The 17534-nt window shown below is 67.3% G+C and carries 17 protein-coding genes; 6 read left to right on the forward strand and 11 right to left on the reverse strand.

Going from position 1 to position 17534, the window contains the following annotated elements; translation table 11 throughout:
• Positions 1–62 precede the first annotated feature (62 nt).
• Together AC3A4M_RS07620 and AC3A4M_RS07625 are read left to right on the forward strand one after the other, a co-directional pair.
• A complete protein-coding gene (locus tag AC3A4M_RS07620; protein WP_498735001.1) occupies positions 63–506 on the forward strand; it encodes a YciI family protein in 444 nt (147 codons plus the stop codon).
• A gap of 26 nt (positions 507–532) precedes the next feature.
• The gene (locus AC3A4M_RS07625; RefSeq protein WP_498735002.1) at positions 533–1777 is read left to right on the forward strand and encodes an RNA polymerase sigma factor; all 1245 of its coding nucleotides are present in this window, start codon (positions 533–535) and stop codon (positions 1775–1777) included.
• Between the two features lie 13 nt (positions 1778–1790).
• Here AC3A4M_RS07625 and AC3A4M_RS07630 read toward each other — a convergent pair whose 3' ends face one another.
• From AC3A4M_RS07630 to AC3A4M_RS07675, 10 genes are all read right to left on the reverse strand, one after another.
• A complete protein-coding gene (locus AC3A4M_RS07630; RefSeq protein ID WP_264667971.1) occupies positions 1791–2618 on the reverse strand; it encodes a DUF8083 family protein in 828 nt (275 codons plus the stop codon).
• 2 nt (positions 2619–2620) lie between these two features.
• The gene (locus tag AC3A4M_RS07635) at positions 2621–3424 is read right to left on the reverse strand and encodes an exodeoxyribonuclease III (protein WP_139003923.1); all 804 of its coding nucleotides are present in this window, start codon (positions 3422–3424) and stop codon (positions 2621–2623) included.
• Between the two features lie 105 nt (positions 3425–3529).
• A complete protein-coding gene (gene nadE / locus AC3A4M_RS07640; RefSeq protein ID WP_498735003.1) occupies positions 3530–4354 on the reverse strand; it encodes an NAD(+) synthase in 825 nt (274 codons plus the stop codon).
• Positions 4355–4417: 63 nt separating this feature from the next.
• A complete protein-coding gene (locus AC3A4M_RS07645; protein WP_498735005.1) occupies positions 4418–5413 on the reverse strand; it encodes a sugar phosphate isomerase/epimerase family protein in 996 nt (331 codons plus the stop codon).
• A 30-nt stretch (positions 5414–5443) separates the two neighbouring features.
• A complete protein-coding gene (locus AC3A4M_RS07650; protein ID WP_498735007.1) occupies positions 5444–6625 on the reverse strand; it encodes a Gfo/Idh/MocA family protein in 1182 nt (393 codons plus the stop codon).
• Between the two features lie 24 nt (positions 6626–6649).
• Positions 6650–7501 carry a sugar phosphate isomerase/epimerase family protein gene (locus AC3A4M_RS07655; protein ID WP_498735008.1) on the reverse strand — a complete coding sequence of 284 codons (852 nt, stop codon included), beginning with the start codon at positions 7499–7501 and terminating at the stop codon, positions 6650–6652.
• A 76-nt stretch (positions 7502–7577) separates the two neighbouring features.
• On the reverse strand, positions 7578–8795 hold the full coding sequence (locus AC3A4M_RS07660; RefSeq protein WP_498735009.1) for a substrate-binding domain-containing protein: 1218 nt from the start codon (positions 8793–8795) through the stop codon (positions 7578–7580).
• A gap of 30 nt (positions 8796–8825) precedes the next feature.
• On the reverse strand, positions 8826–9983 hold the full coding sequence (locus AC3A4M_RS07665; protein WP_498733612.1) for an ABC transporter permease: 1158 nt from the start codon (positions 9981–9983) through the stop codon (positions 8826–8828).
• Positions 9980–11032, reverse strand: a complete 1053-nt coding sequence (locus AC3A4M_RS07670; protein ID WP_498735010.1) for an ABC transporter permease — start codon at positions 11030–11032, stop codon at positions 9980–9982. The genes AC3A4M_RS07665 and AC3A4M_RS07670 overlap by 4 nt, the downstream gene beginning before the upstream one ends.
• Complete coding sequence (locus AC3A4M_RS07675; RefSeq protein ID WP_498735011.1) at positions 11029–12687, reverse strand: sugar ABC transporter ATP-binding protein; 1659 nt, start codon at positions 12685–12687, stop codon at positions 11029–11031. The genes AC3A4M_RS07670 and AC3A4M_RS07675 overlap by 4 nt, the downstream gene beginning before the upstream one ends.
• A 115-nt stretch (positions 12688–12802) precedes the next feature.
• Between AC3A4M_RS07675 and AC3A4M_RS07680 the strand changes: the two genes are divergently transcribed.
• The 3 genes from AC3A4M_RS07680 to AC3A4M_RS07690 all read left to right on the forward strand — a co-directional run bounded on the left by AC3A4M_RS07680 (position 12803) and on the right by AC3A4M_RS07690 (position 15840).
• Positions 12803–14002, forward strand: a complete 1200-nt coding sequence (locus AC3A4M_RS07680; RefSeq protein WP_498735012.1) for an ROK family transcriptional regulator — start codon at positions 12803–12805, stop codon at positions 14000–14002.
• Positions 14003–14224: 222 nt separating this feature from the next.
• Positions 14225–14791, forward strand: a complete 567-nt coding sequence (pyrE, locus tag AC3A4M_RS07685) for an orotate phosphoribosyltransferase (protein WP_498735013.1) — start codon at positions 14225–14227, stop codon at positions 14789–14791.
• 38 nt (positions 14792–14829) lie between these two features.
• Positions 14830–15840: a thioesterase domain-containing protein gene (locus AC3A4M_RS07690; protein WP_498735014.1), complete on the forward strand. Its 1011-nt coding sequence runs from the start codon at positions 14830–14832 to the stop codon at positions 15838–15840.
• A gap of 4 nt (positions 15841–15844) precedes the next feature.
• Here the strand turns inward: AC3A4M_RS07690 and AC3A4M_RS07695 are convergent, their stop codons facing one another.
• Positions 15845–16639 (reverse strand): HAD-IIA family hydrolase, encoded by a 795-nt coding sequence (locus tag AC3A4M_RS07695; protein ID WP_498733622.1) that lies wholly within the window; start codon positions 16637–16639, stop codon positions 15845–15847.
• 206 nt (positions 16640–16845) lie between these two features.
• On the opposite strand from AC3A4M_RS07695, the gene AC3A4M_RS07700 reads away from it, so the two are divergent.
• The gene (locus AC3A4M_RS07700; RefSeq protein WP_498735568.1) at positions 16846–17421 is read left to right on the forward strand and encodes a TrmH family RNA methyltransferase; all 576 of its coding nucleotides are present in this window, start codon (positions 16846–16848) and stop codon (positions 17419–17421) included.
• Positions 17422–17534: the final 113 nt, after the last annotated feature.

Below are 17534 nucleotides of genomic sequence, written 5' to 3' on the forward strand. Positions count from 1 at the left end.
GCCCTGTTCGACGCAATAGTAGAAGGACGCGCACGGCGCCTTCATCAAACAAGGAGAGAACCATGAAATACATGTTCATCATGCGCAGCACCGCCGAAGCTCTTGAGGCCTCCAAGGAGATCCCTTTCGAGGAGATAATCAACGAGATGGGCGCCTACAACGAGTCGCTCATCAAGGCCGGAGTCATGCTGGGCGGGGACGGTCTGGCCGACGTGTCCGAGGACGCGAACTTCGTTGTCGACTTCTCGAGTGAGCCGCCCGTTGTTACGGACGGCCCCTACGGCGAGACCCATGAGCTGTTCAACGGGTTCTGGATCATCCAGGTCTCGTCCAAGGAAGAGGCAGTCGAGTGGGCGAGCCGCTGCCCGCTTGGTCCAGGTTCCAAGCTCGAAGTCCGCCGGATCACCGAAGAGGCAGATTTCGCCGACTTTGCCGACAACGAATACATCCAAAAGGAATCCGAATGGCGCAAGCAGGAAGCGGACCTGAACAGCGAGAACGGCTAGGACAAGCCCCGGGCCGGGAGCCCGCCGTGACTGGTGCGGAGGGGGCGGACGGGGTCCGACGCCGGATTGATGCGCTGTGGCGGATCGAAGGCGCACGGATCGTTGCGGTCCTGGCGCGGGCGACCGGGGATGTCGGGCTCGCGGAGGATCTGGCCCAGGAGGCCGTGGCCGATGCCCTGACCCAGTGGCCGGGATCCGGCATTCCGCGCAGCCCCGGCGCCTGGCTCACCACGGTGGCCAAACGCAAGGCCATCGACGGGTGGCGCCGGGCCGCGCGGCTCGATGAGCGCTACCTCGACATCGCCCGCGGGCTGCAGGACGAGGACGCGGTGGCGTGGGAACCGCTGGACGACGACGTGCTGCGGCTGGTGTTCACCGCCTGCCACCCCGTCCTCTCGCGCGAGGCCCAGGTGGCCTTGACGCTGCGGATCGTCGGCAGCTTGACCACGGAGGAGATCGCGCGGCTGTTCCTGGTGCCCGTCGCCACTGTCCAGCAGCGGATCGTGCGGGCCAAGAAGACCCTCGCGGCCGCCCGGGTGCCCTTCGAGGTCCCGGAACCGAACGAGTGGGGCGAACGGCTCGGGGCCGTTCTCGGCGTTGTATACCTCATGTTTACCGAGGGGTATGCGGCGACGTCGGGCGACCGCTGGATGCGGCCGGATCTCGCCAACGAGGCGCTGCGGATCGGCCGCATCCTCGCCGGGCTGGTGCCGCGTGAGCCCGAGGCCCATGCCTTGGTGGCGCTCATGGAGTTCCAGGCCTCCCGTTTCGCCGCCCGCACCCGGCCGGACGGGACTCCGGTCCTGCTGGCAGACCAGGACCGGAGCCGGTGGGACCGGGCCCAGATGAGGCGGGGCGAAGCCGCCCTGGCCCGGGCCGATGCGTTGGGCCGGGGGAGGAACATCTACGCCCTGCAGGCCGCGATAGCCCAGTGCCACGCCTTCGCGGCGAGCGTCGATGAGACCGATTGGCCCGCCATTGTGCTGCTGTACGAGGCGCTCGGCCGGATCGCGCCGAGCCCGGTGGTGGAACTCAACCGCGCCGTGGCCGTGTCCATGGCTACCGGGCCGGCAACGGCGCTTGCCATCGTGGACCGGCTCAGTTCCGACGGTGCGTTGCGCGGATCGCACCTGCTGCCCAGCGTCCGCGGCGAACTGCTGGCCCGGCTCGGCCGGCGGGAGGAGGCCCGCGCGGAGTTTACGGTGGCCGCGGCCTTGGCCCGGAACGACCGTGAACGGGCGGTCCTGGAAGGCAAGGCCGCCGAGGTCTGAAGACCCCGAAGGCTCAGGAGGCGCGTGCCAGCTGCCGGATCTTGATCCATCGCGTGGCCAGGCGCCGGTAGGCGGCAGCCGCCCCGGTCATGTCGCCCTCGGCCAGCGACTCGATGCCGGCCTGGACATCGGAGGGCGAATCGTCCGGGTAGACCATGTCCGCCACGCGGCCGTAGTCCAGTTCCAACATGCCCGTCAGCGTGAACGTCTCCATCCACTCCGTGATCTCGGTGAGTTCGTCGAGCAGGTCAAGTCCCGGCGCCGCCACCGCGAGGCTGGCCGCGGCATACCGGGCGCGGTCGATGCACTGCATCAGCGGCGCGCTCAGCCGCACGGTTTCCACGCCGTGGCGGCCTTCGATCACCTCGGCATGGTCGTCTTCGCGGAAGAGGACAAACCAGCCGAACGGGATGCCCCAGGTGGAACTTCTGGTGTGCAGCTTGGCCAGCGAGTCCGCGAAGGTGTCCGGATCCAGCCGCTGCTGCTGGGCATCCCGCGCCGCTTCCGGCAGCAACAAGCCCAGCAGCGGGTTATGCAGGCTGTGCGAAATGGACTCGGCCGCCAGGGTGCTGCGCACGGCCAGCTGGTTGGGGCAGTAGTACGGCGTGGTCAGGCCCTCCGGCGACGGGTAGTGCAGCACCCGCACCAGATCCTCGCTGTCGTGCGGGAACGGGTCGGAGACCGTCCGCGTGATGCGGCGCAGCGACTCCCCGCGGTCCAGCTCCTCGGTGATCCGGCGGTCCCGGCTGCGCTGTTCCATGATGAGCAGCTGCTCTTCATCGGAGAACGCATCCAGGGGCTCGAAGACCCGAAGGTAGGAAACGTACGGGAAGCTGGTCATCATTAGTCCAGTTCCACAATCACGGGCGCGTGGTCGGAGGCGCCCTTGCCCTTGCGCTCCTCGCGGTCGATGATCGCATCCGTCACGCGCGAGGCCAGCGCCGGCGAGGCCAGCACAAAGTCGATCCGCATGCCTTCCTTCTTCGGGAAGCGCAACTGGGTGTAGTCCCAGTACGTGTAGGTGCCCGGGCCGGGGTGGATCGGGCGGACGACGTCGATGTAGCCGGCCTCCTCGAAGGCACGGAAGGCGGCCCGCTCGGGCTCGCTGACGTGGGTCAGTTCTTCGCGCTGGAACTTTTCGATGTCCCACACGTCCTCGTCCCGCGGGGCGATGTTCCAGTCCCCGGTCAGGGCGATCTGTGCCTGCGGGTCCGCCTGCAGCCAGTCCGCGGCGTGTTTCTTGAGCACGTCCAGCCACTGCAGTTTGTACGCCATGTGCGGGTCGTTCCGCGCCCGGCCGTTCGGCACATACAGGCTCCAGATCCGGACGCCGGCGCAGGTCGCCGCGATGGCGCGGGCTTCGGCGTGGACGGCGTCATCGGTCTTGCCGAAGTGCGGCTGGTCCATAAAGGTGCGCTCCACGTCGTCGAGCCCCACCCGGGAGGCGATGGCGACGCCGTTCCACTGGTTCAGCCCGAAGTGGGCCACCTCGTAGCCGTTGTTTTCGAACAGCTCCCAGGGAAAGTTCTCATCGGTGGCTTTGGTTTCCTGGATGGCCACCACATCCACGTCGGAGCGCAGCAACCATGCCTCGATACGGTCGGCGCGGGCACGGATCGAGTTAACATTCCACGTAGCAATCTTCACGCTCACTACGTTACCGAACTGGCAGCCCTGTTGTTCATCGGGCGCCGGGACCGGCGGCGTGGGACGATTCGACCAGCAGGGCGAGGTAGCCGGCCAGCCCGGAGCTTAGTTCCGCCACCAGTCGTCCGCGATGGTCACCGGGACCGTGCGCTTGTGCCGGGTGACCAGATACCGGTGCTCGATCGCCTCGGCTACTCCTTCCGGAACCTCGCGGCCCTCGAGGTAGTCGTCAATGTGGTCGTAGGAGAGGCCGAGCTCGTCCTCGTCCGTGCGGCCCGGCTGGTCATCAAGCAGGTCCGCCGTCGGTGCCTTCTTGTAGAGCCGCTCCTCCGCGCCGAGGTGCTCCAGCAGCTGGCGGTTCTGCCGCTTGTTCAGGCCGAACAGCGGCAGGATGTCCGCGCCGCCGTCGCCGAATTTGGTGAAGAAGCCGGTGACCGATTCCGCGCCGTGGTCGGTGCCGATGACCAGGTAGTTGTGCTGTCCGGCCAGGGCGTACTGGGCGATCATCCGGGTCCGGGCCTTGATGTTGCCCTTGTTGAAGTCGGTGATCTTTTCGCCGGTGGTGGTGGTGAATTCGGTTTCGAATCCGTCCACAGCCGGAGCCACGTCGAAGGTCCACGACGTCTTCGGGTCGATGAACTTCAGCGCCGCCTGCGCGTCGTCCTCGTCATGCTGCACGTTGTAGGGCAGGCGGACCGCCACGAAATTGGCCTCCACGCCTTCGGCTTCGAGCTCGTCGACGGCCAGCTGGGCCAGCTTGCCGGCCACGGTGGAGTCCAGTCCGCCGCTGATGCCCAGGACAAAGCCCTTGGTGCGGCTGGCCTTCAGATAGTCCTTCAGGAAAGTGACCCGTCGGCGGGTTTCCTCAGCGGGATCAATGGTGGGCCGGACGCCCATTTCAGCAATGATTTTCACCTGGAGTTCACGCATGGAGCCAGCCTACCTGCACTCTGTTTCCGGCGTGTTGCCCGCGCCAGGATCAGCCGGTGCCCGTCACTGTTTGAAGGCGGAGTCGAAGGAAGCCTCGGGCCGGGTGAAGTCGAACTGCTTCAGGAACGCCAGCGCTTCCGGCGCGCCGCGCAGCCGGTCCATTCCGGCGTCTTCCCATTCCACGCTGATCGGGCCGTCGTACCCGATGGCGTTCAGCGCACGGAAGCTCGCTTCCCACGGGACATCGCCCCGCCCGGCCGAGACGAAGTCCCAGCCGCGGCGCGGATCACCCCACGGCAGGTGCGAACCCAGCCGGGTGTTGCGGCCGGTGATCCGCAGCTTCGTGTCCTTGCAGTCCACATGGTAGATCCGGTCCTTGAAGTCCCAGATCAGCGAGACCGGGTCGATGTCCTGCCACATCATGTGGCTGGGGTCCCAGTTGATCCCGAAGGCCTCGCGGTGGCCGATCGCCTCCAGCGCCTGCACCGTGGACCAGTAGTCGTACGCGATTTCGGACGGGTGGATCTCGTGCGCGAACCTGACCCCGCACTCGTCGAATACATCCAGGATCGGGTTCCAGCGGTCCGCGAAGTCCCGGTAACCGGCCTCGATCACCTCGGCGGGCACCGGCGGGAACATCGCCACGTATTGCCAGATGGACGAGCCGGTGAACCCCACCACGGTCTGCACGCCGAGCCGCTGCGCCAGCCGCGCGGTGAGCTTCATTTCCTCCGCGGCGCGCTCGCGGACGCCCTGCGGATGGCCGTCGCCCCACACCCGCGGGCCCACGATGTCCCGGTGCCGGAAGTCGATCGGGTCATCGCACACCGCCTGCCCCTTCAAGTGGTTGGAGATCGCCCAGACCTTCAGGCCGTTGCGCGCCAGGATGTCCAGCCGGTCCTGGATGTAGGCGTCGTCGTCCCAGCGCCACGCGTCCAGATGGTCCCCGGACACGGCGATCTCCAGGCCGTCGTAACCCCATCCGGCCGCCAGTTCGGCCACCTTTTCGAAGGGCAGATCCGCCCACTGGCCGGTGAAGAGCGTGTAGTTGCGTGCCATGACTGCTCGCTTTCTGTCTGGACTTAAGGATCAAATAACGACGGCGGTGCTTGCCTGGGCGGCGCTGCGTTCCATTGCGTCGAGCACCCGCTGCACGGCCAGGCCGTCGTCGAAGGATGCCGCGGGCGGGCTGCCGGTCCGGATGGCGGTCAGGAAGTCCGCAGCCTGCGAGGTGAAGGCGTGGTCCCAGCCGAGGATATGTCCGGGCGGCCACCACGCGCCAAGGTAGGGGTGCTCCGCGTCGGTGACCAGAATCCGCGCCGAACCCTGCAGCGCTGCCGGTGCGCCGGCGTCGTAATAATGCAGTTCGTTCAAGTTCTCCAGGTCGAAGCGCAGGTGCCCGCCCGAGCCGTAGACCTCGATCTCCAATGCGTTGCGCCGGCCGGTGGCGAACCTGCTGACCTCCACGCTGGCAACGGCGCCGGACGGCAGCCGCAGCGTGGCCCAGGCGGCATCGTCCACCGTCACCGGCTCCGGGCCGTTGGGGCCGGTGCGCTGCGGAACAAACGTGTTGATGGTGGCGGAGACGCTGGCCACGCGCTCGCCGAGCAGGAACTGCACCTGGTCGACGGCGTGCGAAGCGAGGTCGCCCATGGCGCCGGAGCCGGCGGTTTCCTTCCGCAGCCGCCAGGTCATCGGCGCGGCCTCGTCCGCGAGCCAGTCCTGCAGGTAGGACACGCGCACCTGCCGGACCTGCCCCAGCTTCCCGTCCGCGATCAGCTGCCGCGCCAGCACCAGGGCCGGAATCCGCCGGTACGTGAAACCGGTCATCGCGATGACGCCCCGGGAGGCGGCCTCGCGGGCTGCGGCGGCCATCTTTTCGGCCTCGGCCACCGAGTTGGCCAGCGGCTTCTCCACCAGCACATGCTTGCCCGCCTCCAGCGCCGCGATGGCCTGTTCGGCATGCAGATGCCCGGGCGTGCAGATGTCCACAATCTGCACGTCGTCCCGCGCCAGCACCGCGCGCCAGTCGGTGGCCGTTTCGGCCCAGCCATAGCGCTGCGCGGCGGCATTCAACTGGTCCTGGTCCCGTCCCACCAGCACCTGCCGGGCCACCGGGGGAGTGTCGTAGAACGCGCCCACGTTGCGCCAGGCGTTGGAGTGCGCCTTGCCCATGAACGAATACCCCAGTACGGCTACCCCCAACGGAGCCGCCGGGGTGGCCGCGGCAGGGGAGCGCGCCGGAGCGGGATCCGGAACGGTTGCGGTCATCTTTTTCCTCTTCTCACGTGCGCGTCACAGCCCGCGCAGAAAGGCCAGTCCATCCGCGGCCAGCCGGTCCTGGCTCGGCGCCAGCGGCCGCCAGATAGACGCGGCGGTGGCGATGGCGGCGTTGTCCGCGGTAAAACTCTCGATATTCAGCGGGCCGGTGTAGCCGACGTCGTCCAGCGCCTTGACCAGTTCCGGCCAGTTGGTCTGGTCCCCGCCCGGCGCCCCGCGGTCATTTCCGCAGACCTGCAGGTGTACCAGGTGCTGGCCGGCCGCGCGGATGGCTGCGGCGCTGGATCGTTCCTCGATGTTCAGGTGGTAGCTGTCCAGCGCGAGCCCCACGCCGTGGCCCAGGAGCGGTTCCAGCGCGTCCAGCGCCTGCTCCACGGTATTTACCAGCGAGGTCTCGTACCGGTTCAGCGGTTCAATACCAAGAACGACGCCGGCCTCCGCCGCCTCGGCGGCGAGCGGCGCCAGATTGCGGCGCAGCTCGCGGTACGCCGCTGCCCGTTCGGCCTCGGTCAGCCGCCATACTCTCCCCGTGGCGGAGTAGAACGGTCCGCACACAGCCGGCGCCCCGACGTCGTACGCCATCCTGATGCAGGCGGCGAGGTAGTCCTGGGTGGCGGTTACGGCGGCGGCGTCCGCCGCGACGAGATCCCGCCCCGGCGCCATCGCCCCCACAATGAAGGGCTTCAGTCCGGTGGCCGCCAGTGCCTCGCGGGCGGTTGCGGCGGTGAAGTCGCCCGCGTTTTCCAGCGGCAGCTCCACCGCGTCGAAGCCCAGCGCAGCGATCTTCTCCAGCAAAGGAGGCAGGTTGGCGTCGGTCAGCGGGGAGTCCCACACCCAGGTGTTCACTCCGATGAGCCGGTCTGCCATGTCCTGCCTCCTTTGCTGTCATGGATGGTGCTGGTTCAGTGCGGCGCCGCCGTGCCGGCAGCCTGTCCGGGAACGGTCAGGGCATCTGGCGTTCCTGCCAGACCTCCGGGTAGCCGGGCAGGTCCTCTCCGCCGAACTTGGCGTAGTGGCCGTCCGGCATGCCCTCGTTGAGCTCCAGCCACTGGTCGAGTTCATCCGCGGGGATGGGCTCCTGCGGCAGCACCCACTCGGCCGGGACTTCCTCGCCCTTGAAGATCTTGTCCAGCGCCAGCAGCGGGGTGCGCCACTGGAAGTTGGAGTAGACCGGGGCCAGCGCTTCGATGCCCGTTTCCTGCCACTTGCGCAGGAAGCTCATCTCGTCCTCGCCGGTCATTACCGGCAGGTCCTTGCCCGCGTCCTCGAAGGCCTCGATCGCGGCCACGGCGCCGTCGCCGGCGTCCATCCAGACGCCCTGGACGTCCCCGGTGGCCAGCTCGTCGGAGATGATCTTCTTGATTTCGGTCGGGTCGGCACCGGTGAAGTAGTCCGTGGCCTCGATCCCGTTCTCGGTGAAGATCTTCTCCGCCGCGGCCCAGCGGTGTTCCAGCACGTCCACGCCGGGCAGGATGCGTAGGGCCACTACCTTGTCGCCCTCCTGCAGCCGCTCGGAGAGGAACGTTGCGGTGTCAATGCCCCAGGCGAAGCCGCCGATCGGATGGATGAAGGTGGTGGCGCAGTCCGTTTCCACGCCGCGGTCGAAGACCACCACGGGCTTGCCCGTGTCGCAAGCGCGCTCCACGGCCGGCGTCAGGGCCGCAGTGGAGTTAGGCGAGATGATGAACGCGTCGCAGTTGCCCTCGTTGATGAAGTAGTCGATGTCCGCGATCTGCGTGTTGTCATTGTCCTTCGCGTCGCGCGTCTCCATCTCGGAGATGACGCCCGAGTCCTGCAGCACCTTGAGCTGCTGGTTCATGGTGATCCAGCCGGTCTGCCGCCACGGGTTGGAAATGGAGGCGTTGGCGAAGCAGACCTTCTGCTCGCCCTCCACGGCGAGGTCCGAGGTGTCCTTCATCTCGCCGGCGATGTACTGCAGGTACGGCTGCTCCGGATCCCCCTCGAATTCCGCCGTACGCTGTTCGAACTGTTCGTCGTAGAGCGCCTGGTCGAACCACTCCTGCTCGGTCGCCTCCGGCGACGCCGCCGCACTGCCGCCCGGGTCCTCGGTCACGGATGGATCGGTGGTGCAGGCGGTCAGCGCCAGCAACGATGTTGCCGCTGCGAGCGTAACCGCGGTACGGATACTTTGATTGCGCATCAGTATCTGTTTCCTCCCTGTTCGGTGCCCTCAGCGGGCGGTGGTGCCGTTGTGATGTTCGGGTTGTTCGGTGGCTGTGGAGTCCGGGCCAGCGGTGGCAGCCTGCGCCGGTTGCGGCGGCTCGATCTGTTGAGGTGGCGCTTCGTGCGCGGGCGCTGCCGTGCCCTTGCGTTTGCGCTGCCAGGTCTTGGCGGCGGCCGCCACGGCGACGATGATGATGGCGCCCTGCACGCTGTCCCGCCAGGTCGACTGCACGCCGACGAAATTCAGCAGCGTGAACAGCGACTCCAGCGCAAACGCACCGGCCGCGGCGGAAAGCACCCAGCCGCGACCGCCGCCGAGGACAACCCCGCCAAGTACGACGGCGGTGATCGCCGTGAACTCATAACCTCGCCCGACCGACGGGTGGACACCGGCATAGCCGACCAGCAGGATGCCCGCAACGGTGGCCGCCAGCGAGGAGAGCATGAAGGCGCGGGTCTTGATCCACCACACCGGGGCTCCCGTCAGCGCCGCCGCCGTCGGGTTGTCGCCGGCTGCGATCAGGGTGCGCCCGTAGGGACGTCGCATCAGCCAGAAGGCCAGTGCGGCCACCGCGGCCAGAATGATCACCGGATAGGGGATGACCTCCAGCACGGGCACGCCCTCGATGCCGCCGCGGCCGATCTGCCGGAAGCTGTCCGCCGGATTGCCCTGCGCGGCGCCGCCGGTCCAGAACAGCACCAATCCCAGCAGGGCCAGCATCATGCCCAGCGTGACGATGAAGCTCGGTACCCGCAGCAGCGTGGTGACCAGGCCGTTGACCAGCCCGATGAAAGCCCCCAGCACGAACATGAGCAGCAGGACCGGGACGACCTTGGCGTCGTCGTCGCCAATAAGGTTGCCGGCGGTGATCACCTGCATGGTGACTACGGAGCCCATGGACAGATCGAACTCGCCGGAGACGATGACGAAGTACTGCCCGATGGCGGCGATGGCGATGGGCGCAGTGCGGCCGATGAAGCGGATGAAGGAATCGGGTTCGCCGAAGGACGGGTTGACTGCGATGATGGCCGCCAACAGGGCGACCAGCAGGACGAACACGGCGCCGCCGGGGGTGCGCAGGGCCCGCAGGAAGCGTTCGCCGCGGCCGGCCCGGTTCTGCTGCAGCACCGCACTGCGGTCGCTCGGGGTCAGGGTCCGGCTCATGCCCGCACCTCCTGGGGATCCTCGGCGCCGGGCAATTCCTGCCGGCTGTGTCCGTCGTGCCCGAAGCGCGGCGGCCGGTTCACAATCCTTCGCCGCGCATAGACCGCCACGGCCACCACGATCACGATCCCGCGGACCACGTCCTTGAGGAACGGATTGACCTGCATGACCGACATGATGTTGTCCATCATGGCGAAGATCAGGACGCCGCCGAGGGTGCCGGTGATGCTGCCCTTGCCGCCAGCCAGCAGGGTGCCGCCGAGCACCACCGCCGCGATGGACAGCAGATCGTAGCCGCCTTGGGAGCCCACCGTGGGGCTGCCGACGCCGAGCCGGCTGGCCAGCAGCAGCCCCGCCATGCCGGCCATAAGCGAGCAGATGACATGGGCGGTGATGACCGGCGTCTGGATGCGGATGCCTGACATCCTCGCGACGTTGGGATTGCCGCCGACGGCGTAGATCTGGTGGCCTACCCGGGTGCGGTGGAGCAGCAGCATGGCCAGGCCGGCGCAGGCGAGCATGATCAGTGTGGAGATGGGCACCGGGCCCAGTCCGGTGGCACCGACCAGGCGGAACGAAAACGGCGTCTGGCCGAAACTGCCCTTGAAGTTGGTGGCCAGGTAGCCACTGATGATCAACCCCATGCCGAGGGTGGCAATGAAGCCATGCACCTTCAGGCCGGAGACGATGAGCCCGTTGAACAGGCCGATCAGGGCGGAAACGCCCAGCGCCAGCAGCACGCCGGCGAGTACGTTGGCGCTGTTGTTCGCCATCACTCCCGCGGCGATCAGGCTGGCGAGGCTGGTGACATACGGGACGGACAGGTCCAGGCTGCCGACCAGGATGACCAGGGTCTGCCCGATTGCGATGAAGCCCAGCACGCTGGTGCCGGTCAGGATGCTGGAGATATTGCCCGGGCTGAAGAAGCTGCGTCCGGCGGTGGCCACGAGAACGGATCCGACGGCGAGGGTCAGCAGGGCGACCAGATAGACGATGTGGGTGGAGGACAGCCGGCTGAAAATGCTGCCGCCGCCGCTGGCCTTGTTCATGCGCTCTCCCCGGTTCCGTTGCTTTCCTCGGCCTGGATGCTTCCGGCGGCGCGGGCGCCGTCGTCGTTATTGGTGCTGTTGGCGGCCGGCCTCGCGCCCGTACCGAGCTGGAGGATCTGTTCTTCGGTGGCGCCGGCGGGCAGTTCCCCGGCGATGCGGCCGTCCCGCATGACGATGATGCGGTCCGACATGCCGATGACTTCGGGCAGTTCGCTGGAGACCATCAGGACGGCCTTGTCCTCGGCCGCGAGCTGGCGCATCAGGCGGTAGACCGCGATCTTGGCGCCGACGTCGATGCCGCGGGTGGGTTCGTCCAGCAGGACCACGCGGGGGCTGATGGCGAGCCACTTGGCCAGCACCACCTTTTGCTGGTTGCCGCCGGAGAGGTACTGCACCTCCTGGTCCAGGTCCCGGGCGATGACTTCGAGCGCCGAGAACACGCCGGGAATGTCCTGCTTGACCGCGCCGGTGCTGCGCGGGAAGACGGAGCGGATGACGCCCAGCGCGTTGTCCAGGATGGACTGGTTCAGGCTCAGGCCCTCCGCCTTGCGGTCCTCGGTGATCAGCGCGATCCGGGCCCGGATGGCCTGCCGGGGCGACTTGGGCAGCAGTTCCGTGCCGTCCAGCCGCATGGTGCCCCGGGTGAAGGGGGCCGCGCCGAAGATGCCCTGGACCAGCTCCGTCCGGCCCGAGCCCTGAAGCCCGGCGACGCCGACGATCTCGCCCGGCGCGATGCTCAGGCTGATGTCGTCCAGCTGGTCGTTGCCGGCGTTGTCCAGTGCCAGCAGCGGGGTCTCGGTCAGCGGCTCGTCGGCCTCGTCGCGCGGGAGTTTGTCCGGGAAGTAGGCGGAGATCGGGCGTCCCACCATGAGGCGGACGAGGGAGGCGTCGTCGAGCTCCGCGGCGGGCCGGGTGTCCACAATGCGCCCGTCCTTGAGCACCGTAATGGTGTCGCAGAGATCGAAAATCTCGCGCAGCCGGTGGGAGACGTAGAGGATGGCCGTGCCGCGTTCCTGCAGCCGGCGCACGATCTGGTAGAGCAGTTCCACCTCCGGTCCGGCCAGCGCGGCGGTGGGCTCGTCCATGGAGATGATTCGCGCGTCGTAGCTGATGGCCTTGGCGATTTCGACGATCTGCTGCTCCGCAACGGAAAGGGAACGCACCGCCGTCGTCGGCTTGATGCTGGTGATGCCCAGGGATTCGAGCAGCTCGGCGGTGGTGGCGTTCATCCTGGCCTTGTTGACCAGCAGGCCCTTGCGCGGTTCCCGGCCGAGGTAGATGTTTTCGGCCACGGTGCGGTCCGGCAGCAGGTTGAATTCCTGGAAGACCGTGGAGAGGCCTGCCTCGTGGGCCTGGGTGGGATGGCTGAAGTGGACCTCTTTGCCGTCCAGCAGGACCGTGCCCGCATCGCGCTGGTAGACGCCGGCGAGGACCTTCATCAGGGTGGACTTGCCGGCCCCGTTTTCGCCGACGAGCCCGTGTACCTCGCCGGCATGGAGTTTCAGTGCCGCGTCCTCGAGCACGGGAATGCCGAAGAAGCTCTTGGTCAGTCCGCGGACTTCCAGAACAGGGCCGGCTTCCGGCCTGACGGGACCGGTTCCTGCCGGCGAAGACAGGGCGCCGGGTCCGGCATGTTTGCTGATGATTTCACCCACGCTCCAAGAGTGGCATGGCTCACACACTTCTGTCGATAGTTTGACAAAAGTTGCGTGGAAAACATTTATTAGTCGAGTAGAGACGAACGCAAGTGCTGCGTGCTTTACTGAAAGTGTGTCGAACTCCCAGGTGGCTTCCCCGCCGCGAAACGCAGCCCTTCCGGCTCCCGGCGCCAGCGACGTTTTCCAGTTGCTGCGTGACGGGCAGCCGCGGACCCGGGCCGAACTGGCGCAGCTGACCGGTCTGGCCAGATCCACTGTGGCCCTGCGGGTGGACACCCTGATGAAGCTTGGTTTCATCGCCCCATACGGCGGGGCGGTCTCCACCGGCGGCAGGCCGCCGTCGTTGTTTGCTCTGAATTCCGGAGCGCGGGTGGTGATCGGGGCGGACCTCGGCGCCACGCACGCGCTGGTCATCCTGACCGATCTGGCCGGCACGGTCTTGGCTGAAGAACGTGCTGCCCTGAACATCGCTGCCGGGCCGGAGGAGGTGCTCGGGTGGCTCGCCGCGGCGGTGGGCCGCTTGCTTGACGCGGCCGGACGCCAGGCGCGGGAACTGGGCGCGATCGGCATCGGGCTGCCCGGACCGGTGGAACATGACACCGGCCGGCCCATCAATCCACCGATCATGCCCGGCTGGGACCGCGTGGATGTGCCGGGGCTGGTGCAGCGGCATTTCGACGTGCCCGTGCTGGTGGACAACGACGTGAACATCATGGCGCTCGGCGAGCAGGCCACCGCCTGGGCGGAAGTGCCGGAGCTGATGTTCATCAAAGTGGCTACGGGCATCGGCGCCGGGATCATCTCCAACGGGCAACTGCAGCGCGGCGCGCAGGGCACCGCCGGGGACTTGGGGCACGTCAGGGTGCCGCGGGGCGAAGACATGCAGTGCCGCTGCGGCAATACCGGTTGCCTCGAAGCGCTCGCCGGCGGCCCCGCGCTCGCCGGCGTGCTCGCGAAAGAGGGGCGGAACGCGTCGACGAGCCAGGACGTGATCGACCTGGTCCGGGCCGGGGACCTGCAGGCGATCCAGGTGGTGCGGCAGGCCGGGCGGGACATCGGCGACGTGCTGGCAACCTGCGTCAACCTGATCAACCCGTCCGTGATCGTGATCGGCGGCAGCCTGGCCCAAGCGGGCGAGCACCTGCTGGCCGGAATCCGCGAGGTGGTCTACCGGCGCTCGCTGCCGCTGGCCACCGAGCATCTGCGGATCGCGCCCTCCGTTGCCGGCCAGCGGGCCGGAGTGGTGGGGGCCGCGTCTCTGGCGATCAGCCACGTGCTTTCGCCGGAGGCCATCGAAGCCGCCGCGCGCTGAGCGTCGTTCACGCCGCTGGGGCTTCCCAGAGTGCTAACTACCCTCCAGCCGGGGTGATTCCCGGCTTCGAGCCCATGTTCAGGCGTATCTGTCCATGTTTAGCTGCCAAAATCCGCGGAATCATGCGGCTGTGGAAAACGAAACATGGGCTCGAAAGCGTAGCGGCAGTGGCCTGCGTCTCTCGAATCCGCCGCCGCGCGCCCGCCTACTACACTGGTGCCCATGACCCAGACTTCCGCGGATGACCGCGCCCGCCTGCTCGAACTGATCAAGGAACTCGCCGTCGTCCGTGGAAAGGTGACCCTCTCCAGCGGCGCCGAAGCGGACTACTACATTGATCTGCGCCGCGTCACTCTGCACCACGAAGCCTCCCGCCTCGTTGGCAAGGTCATGCTCGCCATGCTGGATGAAGCCGGCATCGAGTTCGAAACTGCAGGCGGACTGACCATGGGCGCAGACCCCGTCGGTACCGCGGTCATGCACGCCGCGGCGGACACAGGCCGCGCCATCGATGCGTTTGTGGTCCGCAAGGCGCAGAAGTCCTACGGCATGGGCCGCCAGGTCGAAGGGCCGGGAGTTTCCGGCCGCAGCGTCGTCGTGCTGGAAGACACCTCGACCACAGGCGGTTCTGCGCTGACCGCGGTGGAAGGCGTGCGCAAGGCCGACGGCGAGGTTAAGGCCGTTGCCGTCATCGTGGACCGGGACACCGGCGCCAAGGAACGGATCGAAAAGGAAGCCGGCGTTCCCTACCTGTTCGTCTTCGGCAAGGACGAGCTGGGCCTGGACTAGGCCCGGGAGGCCCGGCCAACACGCCGGGCGGCGGCACGATGAACATTCATGACAGCGAGCACGCCCACCAGCTGAGACTGGCCGCCGGAATGCATCGTGTCTCGCGGCGCTCGTTCTTGGTCAGCGCCGCCTTCGGTTTGGCCACCGCGGCCGATCTGACGGTCACGCGGGCCATCCAGGAGCAGCGTGAACTGCCGCAGATCCTCACGCTCCCGGACGAGTACGCCGAAACGCGCTTCCCGAAGACCAGCTGGATACTGTTCCCCGGGTACAAGACCAGTTGGGAAGAAGGCCTGTTCATCCTGAACTCGCTGCGCCCGGCCCTGACCCAGCGCGGACAGATGGCGATGGCGGGCTATTCCAACCGCGGACTGGATCTGCAGCATCTGGCCGAGGTGCTGGAGCAGCACGTCGCGGAGCACGGCCTGGAGAAGCTCTACTTTTACGGCCACAGCTTCGGCGGGATGGTGGCGGTGGAGATGACGGCACGCATGCTCGCCAAGGGCATTCCGGTGGAGCTGATCATGATGGACTGCAGCCCGTACAGCCGGTTCGACGTGCTGGACCGCGCCATGTTCGAGAGCGTGGTGTTCTTCTACGAGGCGGGTTACCGCGTGCCCAGCTACCTGCGCGGCACCTACGAACTGGGCGAGCGGATTGTGCACAAGGACGAGCGCAGCTGGCGCCAGATCATGGACCAGACCCTGGAACAGCTCTCCCCGCTGGCCGTCTCCAGCACGCTGATCCAATCCCAGTCCTCGTACATCTACCACTTCGATGCCAAGCGTTTCCAGAACAGCATCGGGGACACCATGATTTCCTGGATGGGCAACCCGAATGACGGCACCGTGGACTACAACACCGCCCGCCGCAGTTGGAGCGTGAACTACGCTTCGTGCATGCTTACGGCCGACCTGGTGACCGCAGGTGCCGTGCCGGCGCATGCTTCGCCGCAGTGGAACCCGGGCGTCTACCAGCCGCTGATCCTGCAGGTGGAGGAAGAGCACTTTCCGCTGCCCACAGGCGGCGGACGGCGGATGCTCTTCTGAGTTCCTACAGCTGGGGGAGCAGGTCCGCCACGGACTTGAGCGTCTGGTTGGGCCGGAACGGGAACGCGGAGACGTCCTCGGGCCGGGTAATCCCCGTATAGACCAGAACCGTGTGCAGGCCCGCCTCCATGCCGGCGATGATGTCCGTGTCCATCCGGTCCCCGATCATGGCGGTGGTCTCCGAGTGGGCCTCGATCTGGTTCATCGCGGAGCGGAACATCATCGGGTTCGGCTTGCCCACCACGTACGGCGCCCGACCGGTGGCCTTGCTGATCAGGGCCGCGACGGCGCCGGTGGCCGGCATAAGGCCGTCCCGCGAGGGGCCGGTGGCATCGGGATTGGTGGCAATGAACCGTGCGCCGTCCACGATCAGCCTGATGGCCCTGGTGATGGCCTCGAACGAGTACGTCCGGGTTTCGCCCAGCAGCACGTAGTCGGGGTCCTGGTCGGTGAGGATGAAGCCCGCCGCGTGCAGCGCCGTCGTTAATCCCGCCTCGCCGATGACATAGACGCGCGCGCCGGGCATCTGGTCTTTAACGAACTCCGCGGTGGCCAGCGCCGAGGTCCAGATGTTTTCCTCGGGCACCTCCAGGCCGGACTGGCGCAGCCGGGCCGCCAGATCCCGGGGTGTGTAGATGGAGTTGTTGGTCAGTACGAGGAACCGCCGCGAGGTGTCTACCCAGCGCTGGATCAGCTCGGCGGCACCCGGAATGGCCGAATTCTCGTGCACCAGCACGCCGTCCATGTCCGTGAGCCAGCATTCGATGTCGGCGGGCTTCCGGCTCTCCGCTTTGGCCATAGGTGCAGGACTCCTTGCTGTTCGGGCTTTCGCTTTGCGGCTGGCCTCAGTCTGTCACCTACCCTTGAGAGGTGGAAGAGACGAACAACCAGCTCGCCGTGGCCGCGCCTGCCGCGGACCCCGGGAATGACTCCGGGAATACCGCCGCCGCGACCGTTGAAACCGGGCTCGTCCCGGCGGTCGGCGTCGGCCCCTGGGAAGGCCCGCTGCCGGAAGGCGACCACTGGGATCCGGAGCTACTGGCCCACGGGGACACCCGCAACGTGGTGGACGAGTACCGCTACTGGAAGCACGAGGCGATCGTGGCGGAGCTGGATTCCCGCCGGCACAACTTCCACGTGGCCATCGAGAACTGGCAGCATGACCTGAACATCGGCTCCGTGGTGCGCTGCGCCAACGCCTTCCTGGCCAAGGAAGTGCACATCATCGGACGACGGCGGTGGAACCGCCGGGGTGCCATGGTCACCGACCGCTACCAGCACGTCCGCCACCACCCCACGGTGGAAGACTTCGTTATGTGGGCGCAGGAGGAGGGGCTGCGGGTGATCGGGATCGACAACTTCCCCGACTCGGTGCCGCTGGAAACCTACGACCTGCCGGAAAACTGCGTGCTGGTGTTCGGCCAGGAAGGCCCCGGCCTGACGCCCGAGGTCCACGAGGTGGCCGATGCCACGCTGTCCATTGCGCAGTTCGGTTCCACCCGGTCCATCAACGCCTCCGCCGCGGCCGCCATCGCGATGCATGCGTGGGTCCGCCGCCACGTCTTCGCCCAGCACGTCTAGGTGTTCGCCCAGCTGGCGGTTTATGTCGCTTTGGGACCTTCTGTGACGAGCGGATAGGGGCCCGCCGTCCGCTCTGCTAACTTCCGATAGTTGGCTCAAAGAGGGGGTGTGCG

The organism is Arthrobacter sp. Soil_C_60 (genome assembly GCF_057656375.1).